14 protein-coding genes are annotated in these 22100 nt (G+C 37.8%); 8 read left to right on the forward strand and 6 right to left on the reverse strand.

What is annotated here, in order from left to right; genetic code table 11:
* Window positions 1-46: 46 nt before the first annotated feature.
* Entirely contained in the window at window positions 47-1033 is a 987-nt protein-coding gene (gene glpX, locus ACFILZ_RS05170; RefSeq protein WP_375610445.1) for a class II fructose-bisphosphatase, read from the forward strand.
* 110 nt (window positions 1034-1143) lie between these two features.
* Here the strand turns inward: glpX and ACFILZ_RS05175 are convergent, their stop codons facing one another.
* Complete coding sequence (locus ACFILZ_RS05175; protein WP_375608328.1) at window positions 1144-2250, reverse strand: branched-chain amino acid aminotransferase; 1107 nt, start codon at window positions 2248-2250, stop codon at window positions 1144-1146.
* A gap of 310 nt (window positions 2251-2560) precedes the next feature.
* Here ACFILZ_RS05175 and ACFILZ_RS05180 point away from each other — a divergent pair, with 310 nt between their 5' ends.
* On the forward strand, window positions 2561-2836 hold the full coding sequence (locus ACFILZ_RS05180) for a hypothetical protein (RefSeq protein WP_375606656.1): 276 nt from the start codon (window positions 2561-2563) through the stop codon (window positions 2834-2836).
* 181 nt (window positions 2837-3017) lie between these two features.
* Here the strand turns inward: ACFILZ_RS05180 and ACFILZ_RS05185 are convergent, their stop codons facing one another.
* The 3 genes from ACFILZ_RS05185 to ACFILZ_RS05195 form a co-directional block, all read right to left on the reverse strand.
* Window positions 3018-5522: an SPOR domain-containing protein gene (locus tag ACFILZ_RS05185; protein ID WP_375610446.1), complete on the reverse strand. Its 2505-nt coding sequence runs from the start codon at window positions 5520-5522 to the stop codon at window positions 3018-3020.
* Between the two features lie 151 nt (window positions 5523-5673).
* Window positions 5674-7431, reverse strand: coding sequence for an arginine--tRNA ligase (argS, locus tag ACFILZ_RS05190; protein WP_375610447.1), 1758 nt, complete (start codon window positions 7429-7431; stop codon window positions 5674-5676).
* Between the two features lie 30 nt (window positions 7432-7461).
* A complete protein-coding gene (locus tag ACFILZ_RS05195; RefSeq protein WP_375610448.1) occupies window positions 7462-8664 on the reverse strand; it encodes a deoxyguanosinetriphosphate triphosphohydrolase in 1203 nt (400 codons plus the stop codon).
* 108 nt (window positions 8665-8772) lie between these two features.
* On the opposite strand from ACFILZ_RS05195, the gene ACFILZ_RS05200 reads away from it, so the two are divergent.
* The 5 genes from ACFILZ_RS05200 (at window position 8773) to glmS (ending at window position 14318) form a co-directional block, all read left to right on the forward strand.
* The gene (locus tag ACFILZ_RS05200; protein WP_375606652.1) at window positions 8773-9096 is read left to right on the forward strand and encodes a HesB/IscA family protein; all 324 of its coding nucleotides are present in this window, start codon (window positions 8773-8775) and stop codon (window positions 9094-9096) included.
* Window positions 9097-9156: 60 nt separating this feature from the next.
* A complete protein-coding gene (locus tag ACFILZ_RS05205) occupies window positions 9157-10125 on the forward strand; it encodes a carboxypeptidase regulatory-like domain-containing protein (RefSeq protein ID WP_375682352.1) in 969 nt (322 codons plus the stop codon).
* A 43-nt stretch (window positions 10126-10168) separates the two neighbouring features.
* On the forward strand, window positions 10169-10957 hold the full coding sequence (locus tag ACFILZ_RS05210; RefSeq protein WP_375610470.1) for a cytochrome c biogenesis CcdA family protein: 789 nt from the start codon (window positions 10169-10171) through the stop codon (window positions 10955-10957).
* A gap of 14 nt (window positions 10958-10971) precedes the next feature.
* Window positions 10972-12321, forward strand: coding sequence for a bifunctional UDP-N-acetylglucosamine diphosphorylase/glucosamine-1-phosphate N-acetyltransferase GlmU (glmU, locus tag ACFILZ_RS05215; protein ID WP_375610449.1), 1350 nt, complete (start codon window positions 10972-10974; stop codon window positions 12319-12321).
* A 173-nt stretch (window positions 12322-12494) separates the two neighbouring features.
* Window positions 12495-14318 (forward strand): glutamine--fructose-6-phosphate transaminase (isomerizing), encoded by a 1824-nt coding sequence (glmS, locus tag ACFILZ_RS05220; protein ID WP_375610450.1) that lies wholly within the window; start codon window positions 12495-12497, stop codon window positions 14316-14318.
* A gap of 358 nt (window positions 14319-14676) precedes the next feature.
* On the opposite strand, the gene recG is transcribed toward glmS, so the two are convergent.
* Complete coding sequence (recG, locus tag ACFILZ_RS05225) at window positions 14677-16785, reverse strand: ATP-dependent DNA helicase RecG (RefSeq protein ID WP_375610451.1); 2109 nt, start codon at window positions 16783-16785, stop codon at window positions 14677-14679.
* 366 nt (window positions 16786-17151) lie between these two features.
* Here recG and dnaE point away from each other — a divergent pair, with 366 nt between their 5' ends.
* Window positions 17152-20640, forward strand: coding sequence for a DNA polymerase III subunit alpha (gene dnaE / locus ACFILZ_RS05230; protein ID WP_375610452.1), 3489 nt, complete (start codon window positions 17152-17154; stop codon window positions 20638-20640).
* Window positions 20641-20831: 191 nt separating this feature from the next.
* Here dnaE and ACFILZ_RS05235 read toward each other — a convergent pair whose 3' ends face one another.
* Complete coding sequence (locus tag ACFILZ_RS05235) at window positions 20832-22082, reverse strand: FAD-binding protein (RefSeq protein WP_375610453.1); 1251 nt, start codon at window positions 22080-22082, stop codon at window positions 20832-20834.
* Window positions 22083-22100: the final 18 nt, after the last annotated feature.

A 22100-nucleotide genomic window follows, 5' to 3' on the forward strand; every position in this document is an offset into this window, starting at 1 on the left:
AAGGACTCATATTTTTTCTGGTATTCATTCGGTAGGATTTTTTCATATGCCCACAACTCAGAAGATTTTAAATGGACTTGATCGTATTTTGACACTTGAATTGGTACGTGTTACTGAACGTGCTGCTGTTGCTGCTGCACGCTGGCGCGGACGTGGCGATGAAAAGGCTGCGGATCAAGCTGCTGTAGATGCAATGCGGCAGGAACTTAATCGATTGCCTATTGATGGTACAGTGGTGATTGGTGAAGGTGAGCGGGATGAAGCGCCTATGCTTTATATTGGAGAAAAAGTAGGTCTTCAAAGTGGATTGGCGATCGATATTGCACTTGATCCACTAGAGGGAACAACACTTTGTGCTAAAAATATTGCCAATTCTTTGACTGTGGTTGCAATTGCTGAAAAGGGTAACCTCCTTTATGCTCCTGATGTTTATATGAAAAAAATTGCTATTGGTCCTGGTTATCCAAAGGGAATAGTAGATATAGATGCTTGTCCTGCCGATAATATCCATGCTCTTGCAAAGGCTAAAGGAGTAGCCGTTAATCAGATTACTGTTTGTATTATGGATAGACCTCGTCACGAAAAATTGATTGATGAAGTACGAGCAACAGGAGCAGCGATTCGCTTGATTGGGGATGGAGATGTGGCTGCTGTTATTGATACAACTGATCCAGAAGAAACAGGTATTGATATCTATATGGGGATTGGTGGAGCACCAGAGGGGGTCTTAGCTTCTGCTGCTTTGCGCTGCATTGGGGGACAGATGCAAGGTCGTTTGCTGCTTGATACAGAAGAGAAAATTGCTCGTGCAGCTAAAATGGGGATTAGTGATCCCAATAAGGTTTATACAATGGAAGAAATGGCAAAGGGTGATGTTTTGTTTTCAGCAACAGGGGTGACAGATGGTAATATGCTTTCTGGCGTTAAATTCACGCCTCGCTATATTCAAACAGAAACTCTCGTAATGCGTTCCCATACGGGAACAGTTCGCAATATTAAAGCACAGCATAAAGATTATTCAAAATTTGATTAATATTTTTTGTAGTCGCTAAAAAATAGAGAAACTTTTTAGTGAGCACGTACGCTTCCATGAAGGTAGATATGTATTCATGGAAGCGTTATAAATATAAAAATATCTCATTATTATGAGAGCTGGATAGAATGTACCCAGCCGTTTTTGTCTTCTATGTCCCCTTTTTGAAGGCCAACCAATTGTGTACGAAGCTGCTTTGTAATTTCTCCAACTGTTTCATTTCCAATAATAAACTCTCCCCCTTTATATTTAAAACGACCAATTGATGTGACAACGGCAGCTGTACCACAAGCAAAGACTTCTTTAAGATGTCCACTCTTTGCATCTTCTTGGAGAGATTTAAAGGAATAAGGACGCTCTTCTATCTCTAATCCTATTTGTTTTGCCAATTCTAAGAGCGAATGACGTGTTATTCCTGGAAGGATTGTTCCATTAAGTGGAGGAGTTACGAGTGTATTATTGTCCATAATAAAGCAGACATTCATACCACCAAGTTCTTCAATCCATTCATGTTCAACCATATCGAGAAAGAGCACTTGGCTACAATTGTTTTCAGTTGCATTTTTTTGTGCAAGTAAGCTCGCTGCATAGTTTCCACCACATTTGGCAGCCCCTGTCCCCCCTGGACCGGCTCGACTATAATCTGTTTCAATCCAAACGCTGACAGATTTTTCTTCTCCTTTGAAATAGGATTCAACTGGAGAGGCTATGATACAAAAAAGATATTCTTGAGAAGAGCGAACACCCAAAAAGCTTTCATTGCCAAACATAAATGGACGTATATAGAGGCTAGCATTGGGATGGTCGGAAACCCATTTTTGATCAATTTTTACTAATTGATGAACGGCATCTAGAAAAATATTTTTTGGTAATTCTGGCATCGCTAACCGTTGTGCTGATTCTATAAAGCGTTGTGCATTGGCATCAGGACGGAAGAGCAAGATGCGTCCATCTTTTGCACGATATGCTTTTAAGCCCTCAAAAATTTCTTGTCCGTAATGCAAAACGGTACTTGCAGGATTAATTTCTAAAGCTTTGTATTGAGAAATGATGGCATTATGCCAGCCTTTGTCTTCAGTCCATTGAATAGTACACATGTGATCTGTAAAAAACTGACCAAAACCGGGACTTTGTAGAATTTTTTCACGTTTTTCTTCTGACAGAGGAGATGGGTGTTTTTCTATTTTAAAGGGAAGCGATGATATGGGAGATTTCATAAAAAACCTTCTGAGTATGTTTCATTTTTATTAATAAAAATAATGAAATATTTTAATTATAACTCTATTATTAACAAAACCTTTGTGTCAATGTTTTATTATAGAATACAAAGGGGCTTATTATAGAATTCAAAGGCTAGGGTAGGGTGGATATTTTAATTCTATCCCTGCCTCTTCTCCTCAACTTTATGAAGTAAGCTGGAACTTTTGTCTATAATTATCGTTTTCTCACAATAAGTATCTGAATAATTTCATATATGCATATTTTCTAGAAATTTAAAGGTAAGGGAATTGAGAAAAGGAATCCACTATGATTGATAAAAATTATCACACATATGAAGAACGTATGGCCGCAGAAAGAAGAGGTCGTGAACAACCTGTTTCAATCGCTAAGGGTATTTTTGCTATTCTTCTTGCGATGGTTATTATCTGGTTTATTTTTGGTTTTTTAGGATCTTTTTTTGCAAAATCTCCTGAACATAGTTCGCGTTATAATACCCCAGAAACAAGCCAAAGCGTAACAACGCCCAAAAAAGATTTAAATTCGCCTCCCCTTGTACCTTATACTTATAAGGGTACGGAGTGATTTTTTCATAAATATAATCTTTTAGATAGAGCAAAAATCGACGTAGATTAAGGAATAAAGTCAGCACAAAGACATAAGCGAAAAAGATTGAGGGAATTGTAATTTCTAACGTTTTCGATAAGTAATGAGCTGGTATGGAAATAAATAATGCAACGGTTGTTAAAACCGCTGCATTATTGGTTTAGCGTGTGATGAAGCAGCTTCCACCAGAACTTTTAATGGATTCACAAAGGATTATGGCTTCATTACGGTCTTGCGCTTGAATCCGAACACGGTAATAAGTGCCTTTTCCTGGTATAAAAGCGGATTGAATATTTAAAGGACGGGCACCGATAAGGAACCCAAATTTAGATTTCATATTTTTTAAAGAATCTCTAGCTAGCTCATGCGTTGGTTGAGATGCAAGTTGTACATAATAACTTTCTGAATTTTGTGGTGCAACTCTGTTTGATGAGGTGGGGCGAGGTGCAGTCTCTGTTTCGACTTGTGCATTTCTCTCTGCATGAGAAGGAATTGGGATAAATTTTTCTTCAATATTTGAGCTAGAATTATTTTCTGCGATTATTTTATCAATATTATTTTTGAGATCATGATCTCTTTCTTGGTCGTTTATATCAGAATCATGGGACGAATCTTGAAGTTCATTAGAAGCTTGATCAATGCTTTCTTCAGATTGAGCAGCAGTTTTGCTGTTTGTTTGATGCGCGGGGGCTAGTGTAACTGTACCATCTTGATTGACAATAACAGTTTGTACTTCTCGCATTGGAATAGTATGATTTATGGCTTCTGTGACTGCATCTTCAACATCAGATTCATTTAAAGACGATGAGAAAACGCTTGAAGATTCTTCAGGGTTTAATTCTTTTAAATTTTCAGGTTGTTCAGAGTTATCAATAAGAAATTGTTGTGTATTTTCTTGTTTCTCATTTTGTTCAGTTGTTTGTTTATAGATATCTAAATTATGTGCAACATCATTTTTCGTTTCAGTTGTTTCTGGTTTGAATTTAAAAGGCGTATTATCAGCGTGGATGATGACCGTTTCTTGATTTTTTTGTGATGGCATAAAAAAGTGAGAATAACCAGCAAACCCAATTCCTATTAAAATAAGTATAAAAAAACCTTTAATGAAAGTTTTACCAAAAATAAAACTTTTTAAGGGAGGAGGAGCTGATGGATGCGTGGGAACCTCATCTGAGCTTGTGTATGATGAATTCTCGCTAAAAGAGGGAAAATTATATTCCATATTGGCAGAAGAAAAATAGTCGGAGTTTTGTTCTTTAGAGTTTATATAAACACCTTCTTTTGAATTTTGCATAGACTGATGAAAAATTTCACTAAAAACCTCATTTTTCTGTTGTTTTTGAGAAAAATTATCCGTTGGGACATTCCCTACATTGAGTACATCAGCAAATTCTTCTTCTAAACCACCATTAGTTGGCACATCATATTCTGGCGCTTCATACGGAACTTCTGGAACCATAATAGGGCCAGTTTTTTCTACGATTTCCTCTGAAAATTTATAAGTATCAACATTGGGAGGGGGAGTATCTCTGTGCGTATAGTTATGGGTAAAAAAGTCATCCGTTTGTTTTGTATTTAAAGAGGGGGATGAGGAAAGAAACTCATCTAAATTATTTTCATTGTATGAAATTTCTCTATTTGGGTTAGACGCACCTTCGGCGTTATTGATGTATTGGGCTCGAGCCTCATCATATATCGGAACTTTTTCGCTATAAGTTTCTTGTTGTGAGGGGTTTTCTTCAAAAAAATGGGGATAATTGGTTTTATGATCTTCTTGTGAAGCTCCCTTTAAATAAGATTGTCTATCAACTGGTGGAGAATCTAAAGGTGCGGAGAAGGTACTTGTTGTTTGATTTCTTGTAGTGTTTTGTCTTTCTGACACAAGATTAGAAGATGAGAAAAACTCATTTTCCTCTGTAGAAGAGGAGGAATCAGGATAATCTTTTTTAATCCAATTTTCTTGATCAGCTGAAATTTTATAGGGATGGTTTATAGGAGTGTCATAGAGGTTTTGATTGTCATCATAAGTTTTTTGTATATTCGTAGCCTCAGGTTGTTGTGAATTTATTTGTGAAAAACGACTGGTTTGTTCAACATCTTCTGGTGTCTCTCTCTTATTTTCACGCCTTTCAGATTTATCAAAAAAGAAATTTTCTGATTCTGATTGTGACATAAGATTACTTTTTTCAAGAAAAGGATCAGCACTGGTTGCTGTTGTTTTCTGTTGATGTGATTGATTTTTTGGGATTGGTAATGGAGAAAGCGCATCTAAAATTTGTTCTTCATCATGACTGCTAGATGAAGAATATTTCTCTTCAGATAAATTATTTTGTTTTGAATGGTTGAAAGAAGCAGCTTGTGCAATATCTGAGGCTTTTGCGTTGCTGGTTGCATGCAAGCCCCATTGTTTTTTTTGATCATCAAACGGTAAGTCATGTGCTAAATTATTTTCAAGTTCCTCTTCTAGAAAGGACAAATCAAAATCATCATCATGGGATGATATTTCGGGGTGAGATGTTGATCGATCTGTTTTTAAAGAAGATTGCTCATTTTGGTTTCCGCTTTGTTTGTGCGGATTAAAAATGCGCGTAAGCCTTTCTAAAGGATCATGGTGTTCATGATCGTGTTTTGTTTCGTGTAGATTTTTGCGATCGTTATCGCTCATAGCTTTTCTCACATGATAGTTTGCACTTACGTGCAATCAATGGTTGATTTTGATTTGTTATATTAAAATTATAAATTTTCCCCCTCTCATGCAAGGATACATGAAAAAGTTTATCAATAGAGTACCTATTGTATGTATTTATAGAACTTTTTCAACGCATTTCTATGGGTGCCTCAACTCCTATGATGGTAAGCCCTGATGATAAAATATTGATAACAGCTTGTATCAATCCTAATCTTGCAAAGGATAACTCTTTATCATCGGGTTGAATAAAGCGTAAATTGAGATTTTCACTCCCTTTATTCCAATGGGTGTGAAAGCTGGAGGCAAGGTCATAAAGATAAAACGCTAATCGATGCGGTTCCTTATGAACTACGGCCTGTTCAATGATACGTGGATATTCAGAAAGTTTGCGTATTAACAATATTTCATGGTCATCTGTTAATCGATGAAGATAGGCAATCAATGTATCATTTGAAAAGCTTTTAATATGAAGCGCTTCTCGTGCTTGACGAAAGACTGAGTGACAACGTGCACTTGCATATTGTACATAAAAGATGGGGTTATCTTTTGATTGTTCTGTTACTTTTGCAAAATCAAAATCAAGAGGCGCTTCACACTTACGGTATAACATCATAAAACGCACAGGATCACGACCAACTTCTTCGACAACATCCCGTAGAGTGACAAATGATCCTGCTCTTTTTGACATGCGGACAGGTTGACCGTTGCGAAAGAGTTTTACCAATTGACATAAGAAAACACTTAATTTGGCTTTATCACCAGAAATCGCTTTTGCCATTGCCTCTAGTCGTTTTACATAGCCCGCATGGTCTGCTCCTAGAATGTAAATCATTTCATCAAAATGACGATTAAACTTATCCCGAAAATAAGCAACATCAGCTGCAAAATAAGTGTAAGAACCGTCAGATTTGATCAAAACACGGTCTTGGTCATCACCGACATTTGTTGAACGAAACAAAGTTTGTTCGTCTGGTTCCCAGTCTTCTGTATTTTGTCCCTTGGGAGGAGGAAGTTTTCCTTTGTAGATATAACCATTTAAAGTAAGATCATTAATCGTGTTACGAATAGCGCGTGCATTGTCTGCATAAAGCATTCGCTCAGAAAAAAAGATATCATGATAGATATTAAGAGCAGCCAAATCTTCACGAATCATGGACATCATTGCATGAATTGCACGTTCTTTCACAAGAGATAAGGCTTCATCTTTATCCATTGTGAGGAGTTGGTCACCAAACTCTTGAGCAAGCGATTGACCCAATGGTATCAAGTATTCTCCAGGATAGAGTCCTTCTGGAATTTCATTAATTTTTTGCCCAAGAGCTTCACGATAGCGCAATAGTACCGAATGGGCGAGGACTTCGATTTGTTGACCCGCATCATTGATATAATACTCTTTTGTAATGTTATAGCCCGTAAATTGTAGCAAATTGGAGAGAACATCCCCAACAACCGCTCCGCGGCAATGTCCTACATGCATTGGTCCTGTCGGATTTGCTGAGACATATTCAACATTGACGCATTTTCCTTGTCCCATTGGAATACGACCATAAGAAGTGCCTAATTCAAGCATAGATTTTATAGCATCTTGCCAAAATAATTTTGTAAGCTTTATGTTTATAAAGCCAGGACCGGCAACATCTATATTTTCGATAGAGGAATCATTTTTAAGAAGTTCTATGATTTTATCTGCAAGTGCACGTGGATTGATTCCAATAGATTTTGCAAGTACCATAGCAGCATTGGTTGATAAATGACCATGGGAGGAATCACGCGGAGGATCAACAGTGATTTTTGATAAATCTAGATCTTCTCCATTTTTTCCTTTTATATCAGATAATTCAATTGATCTCTTAATTTTTTTTTCGAAATTTTTAAAGATATTCATATTTAGCTTCCATGATGATGCCAAAAGCCATTAAACGAAATTATCTGTATGGTCAAATAAACGCTGATATTCACGTAGAGCGTAGTGATCCGTCATACCTGAAAGAAAGTCAGCAATCAAACGTGCTAACTCTTGATTTTTTAAGTGCACTGTTTTGCTCTGCCAACTTTCAGGCATTGTATTTGGATTTTCATAATAACAATTGAATAATTTTTGTACAATGCATTTTGCTGCATTGCGACGACTAAGAACTTGTTCATGGTAGTAAAGATTTTTAAATAAAAAGTTTTTTAGTTCTTTTTCATAAACGGTCATTGTCGGTGAAAAGGTGACAATGGTTTGTTTTGCTTGGTGAATATCGTTTATGCTTGTTGGTTTGATTCGTGCTAAATTTTCTTGTGATTGTTTGATAACATCTTCAACCATGGTTGTTATTTGTCTTCGTACAAGTGTGTAACCGCGACGCGCTTGGTCGAGGTGGGGATGCTCATCTGTTATATCTTTTAATATTGCTGCTGTTAGTGAAACATGTTCAAATTGATCAAGTGTTAAAAATTGCGACCGTAGACCATCATCAATATCATGCGCATTGTATGCGATATCATCTGCAATAGCAGCACATTGCGCTTCTAGTCCTGCAAAACAATCAAGTGCAAGGTCTTGTTTCGCATTGTATTGTAAAATATCGATAGGAACCTCCTTATTCTTCGCGTAAGGACCTAAAAGGGGACCATTATGCTTTACAAGTCCTTCGAGGGTTTCCCATGTAAGGTTAAGTCCATCAAAATTTGCATAGCGCTGTTCTAGTTTTGTGACAATGCGTAATGCTTGTGCATTATGGTCAAAGCCACCATACGGTGTCATGGCTTCATTAAGAGCATCTTCTCCTGCATGGCCAAAGGGTGTGTGTCCAAAGTCGTGAACAAGGGCAATGGCTTCGGCAAGGTCTTCATCAAGACACAGGGCACGGGCTAATGTTCTTGCAATTTGAGAAACCTCTATGGAATGGGTTAGGCGAGTACGGTAATGATCGCTTTCATCAGCAATAAACACTTGCGTTTTATGTTTAAGACGTCGAAATGCATTAGAATGGATAATACGATCTCTATCTCGTTGAAAAGGTGAGCGTGTGGTACTCATCGTTTCATGGTATAATCGACCACGGCTTGTTTGTGGATGAGCACTGTATACTTCTCGAGATTGGTAATTGAAGTCGATATTTCCTATATCCATTGCAAGCTGTCTATTATCATCTTAAAATTGAGAGTGGTTTATGACAAATAAACTGCTCTTTGAGTGTAGGATACTCTTTCTTGATGGTTTAATGCAAGGATATATAAAATGAATGTGAAAATTTCAGATGTTGCTGCCAAAAAAATTGCACAGATACTTTTGCGTGAACCCGATAAAATAGCATTACGTATTTCTGTTGAAGGTGGTGGGTGTTCTGGTTTTTCTTATAAATATGACTTGGTTTCTGAAATGTGTGAAGATGACCTCGTTCTCAAAAAAGACGGGGCAGTTGTGTTTATTGATTTACTATCACTTCCTTTTATGGAAGGAGCTGAGATTGATTTTGTTGATGATCTTATGGGGCAGTCTTTTCAAGTCCACAATCCCAATGCTGTTTCATCATGTGGTTGTGGTGTAAGTTTCTCAATTTAAAATGATGGCTGTGTGATATTGTTTCTTGAAAAAAAGATCATGTTGGTCAACAATGCAAAAATGGGTATTCTTATAAAAATAGTGCACCGATGTGTATGGTTGTGCGTGGTGCTTGCTTTATTGACTTGGAGTCACTGTGCTTTTTCTGAAGCAGGAGAAGAGCAAGATCAGCAGCAGAGACAATCAAGGAGTTTTATTGTAAAGACTCAAGAGCAGGAAAATGAAAACTTAGCATCTCAAACACAACTTATTTTGAATGCTCGATTAACAAATAGTCATCCGGATATTGAAAAAGGGCTTGTCTGGCGGGTTTATGCCCCTATTCTAGGGATTGATAATAAATTACCATTAGTGGCAACCTATAAGGGGGGAAGTGCACGTTTTAATCTCGAACCAGGAAATTATCTTGTTCATGTCTCATTTGGTCACACGAGTGCTGTGCGCCATATTCGTTTAGAAAATGGGCAGAGTCTTGTAAAAAACTTTAATCTTAAGGCTGGTGGTGTTATTTTAAATGCGACACTGCTCAATGGCGTAATGAATGAAAAGGAACTCCGTTTTACCATTTATGAGGATGAAAAAGAAAATGATGATACGGGAGTGATTATATCAAATGTTAAACCCCACTCAGTTGTGCGTTTAAAAGCTGGCCGCTACCATGTTGCTTCCCATTATGGTTCTATTAATGCGACGGCTCGTTCCGATATTCAAGTGGATGCGGGTAAAATAACAGAAGTTACTCTTGAACATCAGGCCGCTCAGATTGTCTTAAAGTTGGTGCGACAAGAAGGAGGAGAAGCGCTTGCAGATACAAGTTGGTCTCTTGCCAATGATTCTGGTGATATCGTTTATGAAACAGTTGGTGCGTATGTTTCACTCGTGTTAGCGGAGGGAGAGTATATTGCAATTGCTAAAAATAAAGATAAAATCTATCAAAAAGTTTTTTCAGTCGTTTCTGGTCATGATGAAGATATAAGTGTGGTGGCGAATGAAGAAAATATGCAACAAATTGATGAAGATGTGGATTGATCGTTGTTCATGGGGGTAAACTATGATGAAAGACGGGGTATGAATTTTGATTGAAATTTCAACAGTTGGTGTGTTTTTTGCTGGGGCACTCTCTTTTTTGTCACCATGCGTTTTGCCATTAGTTCCTCCTTATTTGTGCTATATGGCAGGGGTTGGTATTGATGATTTTCGTTCAGAAAAGCCTGATGAGAAAGTCTTTATCCGGTGGGCTTTATTATCTTCTGTTATTGCTTTTGTTCTTGGGTTTACGACTGTTTTTGTTGCTTTAGGTGCCAGTGCTAGTACAATTGGGAAATTCATCGGTTATTATCGTGATTGGTTTGCTCTTGCTGCTGGAATTGTCATTATTATTTTTGGTTTAAATTTTTTGGGGATTTTCAAGATCGCTTTTTTATTTCGTGAGGCGCGTTTTCAGACCAAAAAAACACCTGCTGGTCCTTTAGGCGCGTATATTATCGGTTTAGCTTTTGCCTTTGGTTGGACACCGTGTATTGGCCCTATTTTAGGTCCTATTATAACGCTTGCTGGAACAAAAGAAACTGTGGGAGAGGGAGCTGTTCTCTTAGCGGTTTATGCATTAGGTCTTGCTATTCCTTTTATGTTAGCAGCTTTATTTTCGAGCAGTTTTATGCGATTTTTAGGAGCTTTTCGTATTCATTTAGGAAAAGTTGAAAAAATCATTGGTGTTTTTCTTATTCTTACAGGGATTTTGTTTTTAACAGGTTCTATGCAGGATCTTTCATTTTGGCTTTTAGAACATTATCCTTCGTTGAGCTATATTGAAGATATTCGTTGGCACAGTATTATGAATTTTTTTGGATTTTCTCGTTAGTCTTATGTGTTTTTATGGTTAGAAGTTGTCTTTCTATTGTTCTTGCCGCAGGTGAGGGGACGCGCATGAAATCGTCTCTGCCTAAGGTACTTCATAAAATTGCTGGATTGCCTCTTATATGCCATGTTCTAAAACAAATAGAATTGGCAGGCTCTTCACAATTAGCGGTTGTTGTGGGATATGGTGCTAAGGAGGTTATGCACGTTGTTCAGTCATTTGTAAAAGATGTAATGATTTTTGAACAAAAAGAGCGTTTAGGAACTGCCCATGCTGTTTTGTCTGCTCGTTTAGCTTTGCAAAAGGAGGTGGATGATGTGCTCATTGTTTTTGGGGATACTCCTCTCATTCAGCAAGATTCATTGCACCAAATGCGTGCACAGCTTGCTGATGGAGCAGATGTTGTTTTTGCAGGTTTTCATACCAAACATCCAACAGGTTATGGGCGTCTTCTCGAGAAAAATGGTCAATTGATTGCAATTGTAGAAGAAAAAGACGCTAGCGATGAAGAAAAAAAGATTTCTTTTTGTAACGGTGGAATACTCGCTATGCGTGGAAAACATGCACTTTCTCTTTTAGAGAAAGTTGGTAATAATAATGTGAAAAAAGAATATTACTTAACAGATATTGCTTCTCTTGCAACACGCGAAGGATTAGATGTGCGTGTTGTTGAAGTTCCTTTTGAAGATATTGTAGGGATTAACAACGGTTTTGAGCTTTCTGAGGCTGATTCTTTGTGGCAAAAACGTAAAGCGCGCGATTTAATGTTATCGGGTGTTACACTCTTAAAGCCAGAAACACTCTATTTTTCTTATGATACAGAAATTGCACCAGGGGTGGTGATAGAACCAAATGTTTATTTTGGGTTAAACGTAAAAGTACAATCTGGTGCGGTTATTCATGCATTTAGTTATCTCGAAGGTGCTGTGGTTGGTAGAGATGCACAGATTGGTCCCTATGCACGTTTGCGTCCTGGAACAGAGTTGGCAAAGTCCGTAAAGATTGGAAATTTTTGTGAAGTCAAACAAGCTAAGGTAGGAGAATCTTCTAAAATCAATCATTTAAGTTATATTGGTGATGCCGAAATTGGTGCACATACCAATATTGGAGCCGGTACGATTACTTGCAATTATGATGGATTTAACAAATATAAAACCATGATTGGTGATCATGCTTTTGTTGGGTCTAATACGGCACTTGTTTCCCCATTGGTAATAGGGGATGGTTCTTATGTTGCTTCAGGAAGTGTTATTACTGAAAATATTCCTATGAACAGTATGGCTTTTGGGCGTGCACGACAGGTTATAAAAGAGGGCTATGCGACAAAATTTCGAGAGCGTTTGTTAGAAAACAAACAGAAAAAATGATTATTTTCAGCTTATTCTTTTGTTTCGTGTTAATCTAACGATGGATGGAAGATTTATTCTTAAAGATTGCCGTATTCCATGTTTGAATTATTTTTCTTATTTATAGTTTTAAATAAAGGCTGTTGGATTGTTTTGTAAAATTTGAATCTTAAGATGTGGGTTGGAGCTTTTTAATGTGTGGAATTATTGGAGTTCTTGGAAAGAGGTGTGTTACGTCCTCTTTGGTTGAGGGGTTAAAACGTCTTGAATATAGAGGGTATGATTCATCTGGGGTGGCAACGGTCCATAATGGGCATCTTTATCGTGTACGTGCTGAGGGGAAGCTTGTTCATTTAGAAGAAAAATTAAAAAAAACACCTCTGGAGGGAAGTTTAGGGATTGGTCATACCCGTTGGGCTACGCATGGAATTGCTGTTGAACGCAATGCGCATCCCCATGTGACTGAAAAGCTTGCGATTGTTCATAATGGTATTATTGAAAATTTTGTAGAACTGCAAAAGGAACTCATAGAGGATGGTTGTATCTTTGAAACAGAGACGGATACGGAAGTTATTGCACATTTAATAACGCGTGCATTAAAAGATGGTCTTTCTCCGCAAGAAGCCATACGTACCAGTTGGAAAAGGCTGCAGGGGGCTTTTGCTATTGCTCTTATTTTCGAAGGTGAAGATAACCTTATGATTGCGGCTTGTTCTGGTCCACCTCTGGCAATTGGTTATGGAAAAGATGAATTTTTTGTGGGGTCAGATGCCATAGCTTTGGCACCATTCGTTGATTATATTAGCTATATGGAAGATGGGGATTGGGCTGTTCTCACACGGGAAGGTGTTACAATTTATGATGCTAATAATCAACCGGTAAAACGTCCTGTGACGACATTACTTGAAGGGGCTTTATTGATTTCTAAGGGTAATCATCGTCATTTTATGCACAAGGAAATGTTTGAACAACCTGAAGTGATTTCTCATAATTTGGCGCATTATCTTGATCTTGGAAATTATGTCGTTCGACCCCTTGAGAATTTGATTGATTGGAAAAATATTCATCGTCTCCTTTTTGCGAGTTGTGGAACGGCTTATTATTCAACCTTAGTTGCGCGCTATTGGTTTGAGAAATTTGCCGCTTTAAGTGTTGATAATGATGTTGCTTCGGAGTTTCGTTATCGTGAACCTCCTATAACGTCTGATGTGTTATCGCTGTTTGTTTCTCAATCTGGTGAGACAGCTGATACATTGGCTTCTTTGCGTTATTGTCGTGAGCGGGGTGTAAAAACAGCAACAATTGTGAATGTAGAGCAATCAACAATGGCAAGGGAGGCTGATTTTATTCTCCCAACACTTGCCGGACCAGAAATTGGTGTTGCTTCAACAAAAGCCTTTACCTGTCAATTGGCAACGCTTGCTTCACTTGCTCTTAGTGCTGCTAAACAACGTGGTTATCTTACAGTTCAAATGGAACAGCAATTGGTTCAGCAGTTGGCAGAAGTTCCTCGTATTTTAAATGAGGTCTTAAAATTAGAAGGCAAAGTTGAATCTATTTGTCGTGATTTGGTGAATGCAAAAAGTGTTCTTTATTTAGGACGTGGAACTTCTTATCCGATTGCTTTGGAGGGAGCTCTTAAACTGAAAGAGCTTTCTTATATTCATGCTGAAGGTTATGCGGCGGGTGAGTTGAAGCATGGACCAATTGCGTTGGTAGATGAGACAATACCCGTTATTGTTGTGGCGCCTTATGATCGATGGTTTGAAAAGACTTTTTCTAATATGCAAGAAGTAGTAGCGCGCAATGGTCGTATTATTTTAATAACCGATAAAAAAGGAGCAGAGGTAGCGTGTCTTAAGACTTTATCAACGATTACTTTGCCAGATGTTTCAGAATTTATTGCTCCTATTATTTATGCTCTCCCCATTCAGTTAATCGCTTATCATACGGCTGTTTTATTAGGAACAGATGTTGATCAACCCCGTAATTTAGCAAAATCAGTCACGGTTGAATAAAAGTATATTTCTGAATCTTTTGGAGAATAATCAAGTGTAAGAAATTGATTTATAATGAAACTTATTTTTTCATTTTTCTCTGTTGAACGAGAATACTGAAGAAAGGTTTTTTATTCCTAAATCCTTTACGATAAAACGAAAAATATTTTCTTACCTATCAAAAAATAGATCAGTTATGTGAATATAATGGTAAAAAAAGACGCAATATTGCTTCTACTGTTTTAATGCAGTTGATTTATTATTCGTTCATGAAGCATAAAGATGGTAAGAGACTGCGTAGATCATTTATGGGTAATTCTAAGAGAAAAAACCATATTTGAGCAGAGAGGTAGTTAAGTTTTTTATTAGAGGGTTTTTGTTATCCTGCTCGTAAGAGGCGTGTAGCGTCATTGTGTCCGAAAAGATAAAGGAGCAACCGTAAAGCTTGTCCTTGCTCAGAAGAAAGATGAGGATCGCGTTGTAAAAATAAACGAGCATCTTTTCTTGCCATTGACAAAAGATCGCTATGAACTGCAAGGTTTGCTATATGAAATTCAGGGACTCCGGATTGTTTTGTACCTAAAAGTTCTCCTTCGCCTCGTAGGCGCCAATCTTCTTCAGCAATTTCAAAACCATCTTCTGTATTGCGGATAATATTAAGGCGTGTTGCTGCTGTTTTAGTCAGTGGATCTTTATAGAGCAAAATGCAGGAAGATTTTTTATTGCCTCGTCCTACACGTCCACGTAATTGGTGCAATTGAGAAAGACCAAAATGTTCCGCGTGTTCGATGATAATGATCGAAGCATCTGGAATATCTACTCCCACTTCAATGACGGTGGTTGCAACTAAAATACGTGTATTTCCACATTTAAAAGATGCCATAGCGGCTTCTTTTTCTGCTGTAGACATTTTTCCATGGATCATACCAACGTGTGCTCCAAAGCGCTCATAAAGAAATACAAAGCGGTTTTCAATTGAAGTGAGATCAAGAGCTGTCGATTCCTCCACTAAAGGACAAATCCAATAGAGCTTTTCTCCTTTTTCTAATGCAAATGCGATTCGCTCTATAAGTTCATGAAGACGTTTTAAAGAAAGGGTTGCTGTTGTAATGGGTTGTCGCCCAATTGGTTTTTCTGTAATTTTAGAGACATCCATATCACCAAAAGCTGTTAAGACAAGTGTGCGCGGAATGGGCGTGGCGGTCATAACCAGCATATCAGCTTTATTGCCTTTTTCTGTAAGAGCGATACGTTGATGGACACCAAAACGGTGTTGTTCATCGATAATGGTTAAAGCGAGATTATTATAAGTAACGCTGTTTTGTATGAGAGAATGAGTTCCGATAACAATAGAAACTTGACCTGACAGAATATCATTTAAGATATTTGTCCGCAATTTTCCTTTTTCTCGTCCTGTTAAAAGCGTTGTTTGTAATCCGATTTTTTCGGCAAGAGGGGCAATAGTGGCAAAATGTTGCCTGGCAAGCACTTCGGTTGGTGCCATTAAAGCTGATTGTCCTGAATTTTCAGCAATTTGTGCCATTGCCATTAATGCAACGACAGTTTTTCCTGCGCCTACATCACCTTGGAGTAGTCTTAGCATCGGTTCTGGTGAAGCAAGATCATTTGCGATATCTTCTACTGCTTTTTTTTGTCCGGTTGTGAGTTGAAAGGGGAGGATATTGAGCAATTTGTTAGTATAAATTCCTGTTGCTGGTCGAGAAGTGCCAACAAGAGATTTAGTTTTCAAACGCACGAGTCCTAGCGCCAATTGACAAGCAAACAATTCATCATAGGCAAGGCGTTTGCGTGCTGTACTTTCTAAGGATAGATCATCGGGGTTAATGGGCGCATGGATGCGGCGTAAAGCAACAGAAAAAGAAGGAAAATTTTGCTGCTTTTTTATATTTTCGTCTATCCATTCTGGTAGAAGAGGAATAAAATCAAGAGCGTTTTGTATGGCGCGTCTTAGTGTCTTGGCCGCTAGTCCTGCAGTAGATGGATAAATCGGTTCGATGAGAGGTATCTGATTTGATTGTTCGCTTGGGGCAATATAGTCTGGATGCGCCATTGAAAGCTGCCCATTAAACCATTCAACTCTTCCGGATACAATGACTTTTTTGCCTTCGGGAAGTTGTTTTTTTAGCCAAAGAGGTTGAGCATGAAAAAAGACTAAATTTATTTTTCCTGTTTGATCATGCGCAATAACACGATAGGGAATTCGGTTATGACCACGGGGTGGTGGTTGATGTTGATCAATGATAATTTCAAGCGTCACAGTATCTCCTTCTTTTGCACAAGCAATACTAGGACGCATTCTGCGGTCTATAACGGAATGGGGCATTAATTGAAGGAGATCAATAAGGGTTGCTTCCCGTTGTGTAGGATTAACATTTAAGAGTTTGGTCAGTAAGCCATAGACTTTAGGTGTAATACCAGAAAGGGTTCGAATAGAGTTGAAAAGAGGGGCAAGAAGACTTGGAGGCATGAGAAAATTTAACCTGCTCTTTTTGTTTTTTCTAGACCTTTAGAAGAGCTTTTTGGGGATAAAGTCATTAAAGAAGATGATATTTTATTTACACATTGCGTTGTAAAAAGAGAAATTATCTTTAAAAGAGAAATAAAATAAAAAAATGAAAGTACTTATGGCATATTTTGCTTCTTTTTATTTTAGGCGTTTATTTGCTGTGAATAGAGGCACTTTCTTGATAGAACTCTCTTATAAATATCAATAAAATTAGGGTATTTTTTCTATGTGAGATGATAAAATTTATAGCTTTAAAGTTATGCTAGCCTGAATTTTTTTCTTTAAGGGGGCTGTTTGGCATTTAGTTTATAGTAGGAAATTGTGAGAGTGGTTAAAGATAAAAATAAAATGCAAGAGTACAAAAATTCTCTTCCTCGCTTTATTCATTTGAGAGTGCATTCAGCTTATTCCTTGCTCGAAGGAGCTTTAAAAATCCCACAAATTATTCAACAGACGATTGTAGATCATGCTCCAGCGGTTGCTATTACCGATACCAATAATTTATTTGGTGCTTTGGAGTTTTCGCAGTATTGTCTTTCTCATGGGGTTCAACCCATTATTGGTTGTCAGCTTACCGTTGATTTTTGTGATGAAAATGATCATTCACATTTGGTTAAAGGACGTAATGCTTCTGATTTCTGCTCTATTGTTCTGTTCGCTTCTAGCGAAACCGGTTATGCTCATTTGGTTCGTCTTGTAAGCCGTGCTTATCTTGATAAATGTGATACTGATCCTCCTCATATTAAAGCTGATTGGTTGTCAGAACACAGTGAAGGTATAATCGCTTTAACGGGTGGAAAGGGAGGACCTATTAATCGTTCTTTGTTAGAAGAAAAAAAAGAACGCGCTGTTGAGCGCTTAATTTATTTAAAAAAAATTTTTTCTGATCGTCTTTATGTGGAATTACAGCGACATGGCTCTTATGACCGAAGAGTAGAAGCAGATCTTATTGAATTGGCTTATACACATGAAATTCCTCTTGTTGCAACGAATGAAGCCTTTTTTCTGAAGAGAGAGGGGTATGAAGCGCATGATGCGTTGATGGCTGTTTCAGAAGGACAAATCGTCTCTAATCCAGATCGCAAACGGGTGACGCCAGATCATTACTTGAAGTCACAAGATGAAATGGTTGCGCTGTTTTCTGATCTTCCAGAAGCTTTGGAAAATAGTGTTGAAATTGCATTGCGTTGTCATATTGCTACGCCTCTTCGAAAACCGATATTGCCTCGTTTTATAGAACAATCTTCTAATTCAGAAAATACTTTAGAAGCAGAAGATAGTGAATTGTTAAATCAAGCTAAAGCTGGTTTGAAGATGCGCCTTGAAACAATTGGATTGGCTGAAGGGTATACGATTGCAGATTATGAGCAGCGATTAGATTATGAGATTTCAGTTATTACGCGTATGCAATTTTCTGGATATTTTCTTATCGTTTCAGATTTCATAAAATGGGCGAAGATTCATGATATTCCTGTTGGTCCAGGGCGGGGATCTGGTGCTGGTTCACTTGTTGCTTATGCATTAACGATTACCGATGTTGATCCATTGCGTTTTTCCCTTCTTTTTGAACGTTTTCTCAATCCAGATCGTGTTTCGATGCCAGATTTTGATATCGATTTTTGTCAAGAGCGGCGTGAAGAAGTTATTCAATATGTTCAAAAAAAATATGGACGTGATCAAGTTGCTCAAATTATTACCTTTGGTAAGTTACAGGCACGTGCAGTTTTGCGTGATGTGGGGCGTGTTTTAGAAGTTCCTTATCGTCAGGTGGATTATCTTACAAAATTAATTCCTGCCACCCCAGGAAGTCAGGTAGAATTAGCGGATGCTATTAAGGATGAACCTAAATTTGAAGAGGAAAAGAAAAAAGATCCCGTCATTGGACGCGCATTAGATATAGCACTTCAGTTGGAAGGGCTTTATCGTCACGCTTCAACGCATGCTGCTGGGATTGTTATCGGAGATCGGCCGCTTTGGGAGCTTGTCCCGATGTATCGTGATCCTCGTTCTGATATGCCTGTTACACAATTTAACATGAAATATGTAGAACAGGCAGGGTTGGTAAAATTTGATTTTCTTGGACTAAAAACACTGACTGTTTTGAAAATGGCTGTTGATTTTGTTGCCAGAAAGAAGATCAAAATAGATTTGTCAAATATCCCTCTAAATGATGAAGCAACCTACGCTATAATGGCATGTGGTGAAACGGTTGGTGTGTTTCAGGTGGAAAGTTCTGGTATGCGCAAGGCGCTGATTGGAATGAAGCCAGACCGTATTGAAGATATTATTGCGCTGGTTGCGCTTTATCGTCCAGGTCCAATGGAGAATATACCAACCTATAATGCACGTAAACACGGGGAAGAGGAGATAGCTTCTATTCATCCTAAAATAGATCATCTGATTAAAGAAACACAAGGTGTTATAGTCTATCAAGAACAGGTGATGCAGATTGCTCAGGTGCTGGCTGGTTACTCGCTTGGAGAAGCTGATTTATTACGGCGCGCTATGGGGAAAAAAATTCATGCAGAAATGCAAAAACAGCGTACGCGTTTTGTCAATGGCGCTGTTGCTGGTGGTGTTGATAAAGAGCAAGCTGATATTATATTTGATCTTTTAGCAAAATTTGCCGATTACGGTTTTAATAAATCACACGCTGCTGCTTATGCGATTGTTTCTTATCAAACAGCGTATATGAAAGCCAATTATCCCGTTGAGTTTTTAGCTGCTTCAATGACGTATGATATGACGAATACCGATAAGCTCAATGATTTTCGGCGTGAAGCGTTAAGGCTGGGTATTGAAGTTATTGCACCTTCTATACAAACATCTCATCGTATTTTTGAGGTTGGTGATAACTGTATTTATTATTCTCTTGCGGCCATTAAAGGTGTGGGAGAAACGGTTGTAGATCATATTGTCACTTGTCGTGGAAATGAGATTTTTAAGGATTTGGAAGATTTTTGTGCGCGTGTTGATCCTCGTATTGTTAATAAGCGTGCGATGGAAAGTTTAGTTTGTGCTGGCGCTTTTGATTGTTTTAACATTGCACGCGAAGTTTTATTAGCGAATCTTGGAACCCTTCATGCGCGAGCGCTTCGTATTCTCGATGACAATTCTAGCGGGCAGGTTGACATATTTGGAATGGCTGGCGGATTAAAAGAGCCCTTGATTTTATCGCAAACGACCCCTTGGTTGTTGGCTGAAAAACTTTATCGAGAATTTCAAGCTATAGGTTTTTACTTTTCAGCTCATCCATTGGATGAGTATCAAGCCATTCTCGCTAAAAAACGCGTTCAGACTTGGGGTAATTTTTCCAATGCCGTTAAAGGAGGAGCAACGGCTGCACGGCTTGCTGGAACTGTTGTGGCAAAAAACGTGCGCAAAACAAAATCTGGTAAAAAAATGGGAATTATTCATTTTTCTGATACAAGTGGACAATATGAAGCAGTTCTCTTTTCTGAGGCACTCTCGGATTATGAAGAGATGCTAGAACCCGGAAAATCTTTTATTATTACGGTGAGCGCAGAAAATCGCTCTGAAGGAGTTAGTTTGCGAATTGAGACAATTCAGTCTTTGGAAAAAGAAGCGTTACAGCAGCATAAAATGATGCGTCTTTTTATAAAAACAGTTGATATGCTTCCACAAATTGAACAAAATTTAAATCTTGGGGGAAATGGAGAGGTTGGACTTATTTTAATTCAAGAGGATGGATTGCGAGAAGTTGAAATTGCGCTTCCTAAGCGATATAAGGTAAATTCACATGTCGCAAATGCTATGAAATTAATTCAGGGTGTTGTTGATGTAGAATTGAGTTAAAGAAAGATTAAAGATGGGAGCTGATTTTGAGTGGTGTTTTTGCTTTTAGGAGAGTTAAAAATTGATCTTTTAAAATCGAATTGTAGGTTTAGAAAAATATTGCTTTTATTTGAGTAAATTATGATATTTTTTTAGTGTCATAGAGTCAAAAAATCTCTTTCTTTCATAATATTCAAAGTACGGGAAGAATTTTATAAGTTTTTATCACGATTTTTTATAGAATTCATCGCATCATACATATAAAGCCAATTGAGATTTGACATAATACTCTCTGGTGTACGAATTTTCATCATGAGATTACGTGCAATTGCTATGGGCCCCGTTGCATGATAGGTTAATCTATTGAAATCTCCGCGTTTTTTTACTGCTGCAATACGGGTGGTACGTGTTTTTTCGTAAAGCGAAAGTGCTTTCATTAATGAAAGATTTTTCAATGAAAGTGCTTTTGCTAATGTGGCGGCATCTTCGATTGCCATAGCGGCACCTTGTGCTGCAAAAGGTAAGGCAGCGTGTGCGCAATCGCCAACAAATACTTGTCTCTCTAAACCGATAAAACGATTTTGTTTCATTTGAAAGAGTGGCCAATAACTCCATTCATCAATATGATCAAAGATTTGTAAGATTTTTGAATTCCAAGCTTTAAAAAGAGATTTAAGTTTTTCTTTATCTCCTTTATAGGCCCATCCCTCTTTTGAATTATCCCCATGTGTAATAGCGACAAAATTTACAATTTTTTCTGACGATTTAATGGGGTAGACAACAAGATGATTTTTTGGTCCCATCCAAGCCGTAATTGTCTTCATATTTTGCAATGAAGAACGAAAGTCTTGAGGAAGATTATCAAGTACTGTTGTTGCTCGCCAAGCAATAAAACCACTAAAATTTGCTCTTTCATGAAAAGGAAATTGTTGCCGTAGTGTTGACCAAACGCCATCACATCCGATCAGGAGAGGGGTTGAATAAAGCTGTTGTTGTGTTTCTGTATCTGTTTTTATTGTGGTTATTTTAATGTTGGTTGCCGATTGGGTAGAAGATACAATCGTTTCGCCTGCTTTGTATTTGATCAAAGGATTTTCAATCACTGCATTATATAAAATTTTTTGTAAAGCCGCGCGGTGAATCGTCATATAAGGGGCTTTCCAGTATTTTTCTGTTAGAGTGATAAGATGAGCACGTAGACGTATTTTTAAAGATATTCCATCTTTTAACTCAAGAAAATGTGGGATTGTCGCAACTTCAGTGAGTTTGTTAAGAAGTTCCCAGCGAGCAAGAATAGATGTTGCATTTGGTGTCAGTTGAATACCAGCGCCTATCGTTTCAAGTTTTTTACACTTTTCAATAATGATGCTTGCAATTCCTTTATGAGCGAGTGCTAAAGCGGTACTTAAACCAGCGATTCCTCCTCCAACGATGATGGGTGATTGTTCTACAAACGATTTCATATTAAACAAGCAGAATTA

It is taken from the genome of Bartonella sp. AP40SXNS (genome assembly GCF_042195825.1).
In the GTDB taxonomy this organism is placed as follows: Bacteria; Pseudomonadota; Alphaproteobacteria; order Rhizobiales; family Rhizobiaceae; genus Bartonella.

Excerpts from the sequence above, each read along its gene's own strand:
- glmU (WP_375610449.1), top strand. The coding sequence starts at position 10,972 with ATGGTTAGAAGTTGTCTTTCTATTGTTCTTGCCGCAGGTGAGGGGACG.
- glpX (WP_375610445.1), top strand. The coding sequence starts at position 47 with ATGCCCACAACTCAGAAGATTTTAAATGGACTTGATCGTATTTTGACA.
- ACFILZ_RS05200 (WP_375606652.1), top strand. The coding sequence starts at position 8,773 with ATGAATGTGAAAATTTCAGATGTTGCTGCCAAAAAAATTGCACAGATA.
- ACFILZ_RS05195 (WP_375610448.1), bottom strand. The coding sequence starts at position 8,664 with ATGGATATAGGAAATATCGACTTCAATTACCAATCTCGAGAAGTATAC.
- ACFILZ_RS05185 (WP_375610446.1), bottom strand. The coding sequence starts at position 5,522 with ATGAGCGATAACGATCGCAAAAATCTACACGAAACAAAACACGATCAT.
- ACFILZ_RS05175 (WP_375608328.1), bottom strand. The coding sequence starts at position 2,250 with ATGAAATCTCCCATATCATCGCTTCCCTTTAAAATAGAAAAACACCCA.
- ACFILZ_RS05235 (WP_375610453.1), bottom strand. The coding sequence starts at position 22,082 with ATGAAATCGTTTGTAGAACAATCACCCATCATCGTTGGAGGAGGAATC.
- ACFILZ_RS05205 (WP_375682352.1), top strand. The coding sequence starts at position 9,157 with ATGGGTATTCTTATAAAAATAGTGCACCGATGTGTATGGTTGTGCGTG.
- argS (WP_375610447.1), bottom strand. The coding sequence starts at position 7,431 with ATGAATATCTTTAAAAATTTCGAAAAAAAAATTAAGAGATCAATTGAA.
- recG (WP_375610451.1), bottom strand. The coding sequence starts at position 16,785 with ATGCCTCCAAGTCTTCTTGCCCCTCTTTTCAACTCTATTCGAACCCTT.
- glmS (WP_375610450.1), top strand. The coding sequence starts at position 12,495 with ATGTGTGGAATTATTGGAGTTCTTGGAAAGAGGTGTGTTACGTCCTCT.
- ACFILZ_RS05180 (WP_375606656.1), top strand. The coding sequence starts at position 2,561 with ATGATTGATAAAAATTATCACACATATGAAGAACGTATGGCCGCAGAA.